The organism is Dyella sp. (assembly GCF_036568765.1).
Classification (GTDB): domain Bacteria; phylum Pseudomonadota; class Gammaproteobacteria; order Xanthomonadales; family Rhodanobacteraceae; genus GSA-30.
On record NZ_DATCRY010000087.1, the window covers coordinates 1 to 4,084 of the forward strand.

Sequence of the window (4,084 nt, forward strand, 5' to 3'; positions counted from 1 at the left end):
GACCCCAAGTGGGTAGCGTATCCCAAAGCAGACCTGGCTCAGTGCCAGGAAGTGGCCGACACCTGCATCTGCCGATCGCCTACTCGTACCACCGCCACGCCTCGAGCATCCGCGACATCACGTCTGGGCTCCCGAGAAACTGCGCAAGCCGTGTGCGGACACGCTCCCTGCTTTCAGGCCGGAGGTTGAAATCTTCGTCGAACGCATCGTCTCCCAGTGCTGTAAGCGCATTCGCGACTGTGGCGATCCCGCCAAATGCACTTTCTAAGTCCTCGGCGAACGCCCGAGGCTGCCAGCCAGCCTTTCCCACGCCAGCAGACGCAATCAGAATCCGGCCATCGTCACGGTCGAACAACAGCGGATCTGCTCCCTTGGTGGCAACGACCAGCCAGTTCTCGCGCCACCCGGGCAATAGGTTATCGGGGTTACGCGACCAGGCATAGCCGTCTTGTTGGGCCCAGAGCTTGTGCAATGGCGGCACACAGACGGGATTGCCGCCCGTGTTGATCGTCAAGCCAACCGGCCCAACGCTCTCGTAGATGACGGCGCCCCACGGCCCGACGTCCCGGTAGAACTTGGCGACTGCTACAGGCAGCGCGCCGGCCGGACCTTGCCAATCGAATGCAGGCTGCGGACGAAGCTCACCCCATGGGGTCAGGAGATCGGCTAGCGACGGCATGGCGATACTATATGGCCCCGCATCCGTCACGGCCACGAGAAAGGGATGGAAGATCGTGCTCGCAGAGGCCCGGTGCGCCGCGGCGCCCTGCGCTACGCCCGCGCGGTGACTGTCGTCGATCTGCGCGCCCCCGCACGCATCAGCGCGGCGCGGCGTGGTCGAAATTCTGGATCAGCCGCGCGCGCAGTTCGTCGGCGCCCGCGGGCTTTGATTTCTTCACGAGTTCTTACCCCTGCGCCCGCTGCAGCATCTCGAAATACGGCTCCGACTGGAACGCGTTGCCGCCGATGACCGTGTGGTCATCGCCCGTCTTCGCGACGACGTTGCCGGCATCCGCAGTGTCAAGGCGGTTGTTCAGGAACTCGTCCAGGTCGTAGCCTTTGCCCCCGGGCATGATTCCGCGGATGCCCCCGCGGAACGCTCCCCACGTGACGGCCATGTCCGTCGGCGTCGATATCGAAGCACCATGGCTTTTGCGCAGATCGTTCTCTGCGGCTAGCACAATGGCGGCAGCCTCGACCGAGTTGTTGAAGTCGCCACCGTGCGTGCGGTCGATGTCGGAGAAGCGGAATTTGATCGCCGCCGCGAGGGCCGGGTCGTGCTGGGCAGCGAGCTCCCCGATCCCCCAATCGAGCGCGTCGGTACGTACGCTTGCAACCCCGGCCGCCGTGAGGTCGACGGGATGCCCTATCCAGCTCAACGGCTTTAACAGCGGACTAAACAGGGTCGCCACGCCCCCGGCCGGTGTGTTGCGCCAAAGGCCGTCCTGGAACTCGTCCTTTGCGCCGTGGTCGAAGTCAAGCTCCGAAGCGACCGCACCCTTCAGCAGCACCGGGTCGATGCCGTAGCGCTTCGCGATTGCATCGATCTCCTGCGAATTGCGCTGGCTTTCGACCGTCAGGTAGGCGTCGTAGGCGTTGTACTCGGCGGTGTCGACTGGCACGGCACTGGTTCCGGCGATCAGCGAGCGACGGCCGTCGACGAGCTCTTGCACCTGGTCGGCGTCAACGAGCGTCTTCAGCGGGAACGGCGCGCTCGCGCCCGGGTCGGTCTTGAACTGCGCGACGGAGAGGTCAGTGCCGTTAAGCATCCCCGCACCCAGAAGGCTGTGCAGCGCATCGCGCGCCTGGGCGCGCGAATCGCTGCCGGACTCCATGGCCCCGTACAGCAGGGCGCCCGACTCACGCGAGCCGAGGGAGCGGAAGAATCCCTGGATCCAGTTGGCATCACCTGCGTGTTCCTTGAGCGTCGCGACGAAAGATTGCTCCGCGACGTCCGAAGACGCGCCCATTCCGGCGAAGCCGTTGTCCGCATTGCGGCCGGAAAGCGCGTCCTGCGCTGCCTGCTGCTGAGGCGACAGCGGCCCGCTTTCGGGCAGCGAGGGGTTCTGGCTCACGAAAGTGGCCGCCCCGTCGAACTGTTGTGCGTCGCGCAGCGCTGCGTTGACGTCCTGCTGACCGATGCGCGCGTCAGGGCCGCTGAACGTGGCATCGGGCGTGTTTGCCGCCGAGGCGAGATCGAGCCGCCCGAGCGCCTCGGGATGGTCGAGGAAGAACTGCGCCGCCTCGACGTCGGCGCTGCTGAAGCGCTGCTGGCCCGTGTCGGCCGCGACGGCCTTCAGGTCGTCGACGCTCACGATGTGGTCCGGATCGCCGCCCTCGTGAGCGGTGTCGAACTTCACGAAATCGGCCTGCAGCGTCTGCAGGTGGATCAACAAGGGATTGGCAGCCGGATTGACCGGGCCGTCAGGCGGGACAAGCATGATCGGCTCCTGGCAGTGGATCGATACAGGTTAGGGTATTCCTGCCATGAGGTGGAGCGCAACTACGAAGATACGGAGCGGTGGCGGCGAGAAGCAGCCGACCATTCATCGCTTGCTCTGAGCCATGGGGATAGTCTTCTCGGGCTTCACGATGGCCGGCAGCGTGGGCATCGATGCCAATTGGGGCCGCCGCGTTTCGCGACGTGCGCTCGTTGCCAATTTAGATGACTATAGGCCTGCCGCGAAGCCGCCACTCGCAACTGACCGCAGTTGGCCGGCGGCTGCCGGAAAGTAAGCTGGCCGACCGTAAGGCTGCCGACCCATCAGACCCTCCGGCTGTCAGCGCAAGATAATGGTCACAATTCGGTGCGCGTCGTCCAAGTCGACTTGTGCACCAGAACCGGCAACCCGATCGAAGTAGACGCTGTTTGGATGGACTTCCTGGCGTTCATCGCGGCGGACCGTGCCTTGCTCACCCAATGTCCGCCGGACCTCATCAAGGGAGTCGCCAATCTTGATGCCGCCAACCGTGCCTGTATACGGCCAATCAAGCCTCACGATCTTCACCTTGGCTTCGGACGTCAAAAAGAGTCGCACGCCAAGCTCGGTTCGACCGAGCTCATACTTTATCGCCGGGTCAGGCGCAACGGCGGGACTGAATTGAGACTGAAACTGCAGCAGGCTATCGCCTGGTCTCGCTAGCAAGACTGCCTTTCGCAATGAGGCTTCCGTGTCAAGTGACGGTGGCGCTGGCGGAGCATGAGCGGCTGACAACGCTTGAGTACCCGAAGACTCTGACCTTATGTGATAGAGCTTTTGCAATGCGAAGTCTTCATCATCTGTGAAGCGCACTAGAACTAACCGAGTACCGTAGTGCCAGGGAAGCCAGGTCGGCCACCCCCTTTCGCTAACCCCAAGACCAGCATCCACATAGACAAACGTCGGGGCGACCCGCAACATACCGCTGACCTTTCGGTACTTCCTCCCGATAAGCGAGTCTCCCTCTCCCAACACATCGACCGGTACTACGACATCACCGCCTTCATTCTTCGTCGGCCCCGTAGCTACGATCCGCGTACCGTGAGTCTCGATGTACCTGATCGTTGTGACTTGCCTGCTACCCATGATCCAGGCCGCAAGAAAGGTCGATGGACTTAAGCCGATCATGACCGCAACAAGGATGACACCTGCCGTTGCAAGAACGAAAGCAGCCAGAGCGAATCGCTTCATCGGAAAAGATTGTGGTGACGTTGCAACCAGATGCTCGAGCTGCAACTGTTGCCTGACACGGCGCGCACGTTCTCGCGCCGCCGGCGCCCGCACTGCTCCGCAGCAGTCGGTGGCGAACGCCTGCTTCTGGCCGGCATCGGAAGTGGCGAGCCTCGATTTCGTCGCCCAATAGCCGACATGATGCCTCCTTGATCTAGGGAAGGCCTGATCAAGTCCATTTTTCTCGCGCCACCGGCATGTCGAGTCGCGTCGGCGCAGAAGAAGTGTCGATCAACTGGCGATCGCCCGCGCATTCGCGGGGTTCGCTGCCCATCATGCGCACTGCGGACGGACTGCGGCCATCGCCATCAACTGTCGCCGCGCCATCCAAAGGTTCGACAACGCGAACAGCGTGATCACGTGCGCCGTGTTCT

Annotated in this window: 3 protein-coding genes; all 3 read right to left on the reverse strand. The window is 63.0% G+C overall.

All coding sequences use genetic code 11. The annotated features are described in order from the left end of the window. Positions 1 to 79: 79 nt before the first annotated feature. The gene (locus VIM98_RS06630) at positions 80 to 679 is read right to left on the reverse strand and encodes a hypothetical protein (RefSeq protein ID WP_331992313.1); all 600 of its coding nucleotides are present in this window, start codon (positions 677 to 679) and stop codon (positions 80 to 82) included. Between the two features lie 226 nt (positions 680 to 905). Next, positions 906 to 2,441: a hypothetical protein gene (locus VIM98_RS06635; protein ID WP_331992314.1), complete on the reverse strand. Its 1,536-nt coding sequence runs from the start codon at positions 2,439 to 2,441 to the stop codon at positions 906 to 908. Positions 2,442 to 2,780: 339 nt separating this feature from the next. Beyond that, positions 2,781 to 3,671, reverse strand: a complete 891-nt coding sequence (locus VIM98_RS06640) for a hypothetical protein (RefSeq protein ID WP_331992315.1) — start codon at positions 3,669 to 3,671, stop codon at positions 2,781 to 2,783. Positions 3,672 to 4,084 lie beyond the last annotated feature (413 nt).

Excerpts from the sequence above, each read along its gene's own strand:
- VIM98_RS06630 (WP_331992313.1), bottom strand. The coding sequence starts at position 679 with ATGCCGTCGCTAGCCGATCTCCTGACCCCATGGGGTGAGCTTCGTCCG.
- VIM98_RS06640 (WP_331992315.1), bottom strand. The coding sequence starts at position 3,671 with ATGAAGCGATTCGCTCTGGCTGCTTTCGTTCTTGCAACGGCAGGTGTC.
- VIM98_RS06635 (WP_331992314.1), bottom strand. The coding sequence starts at position 2,441 with ATGCTTGTCCCGCCTGACGGCCCGGTCAATCCGGCTGCCAATCCCTTG.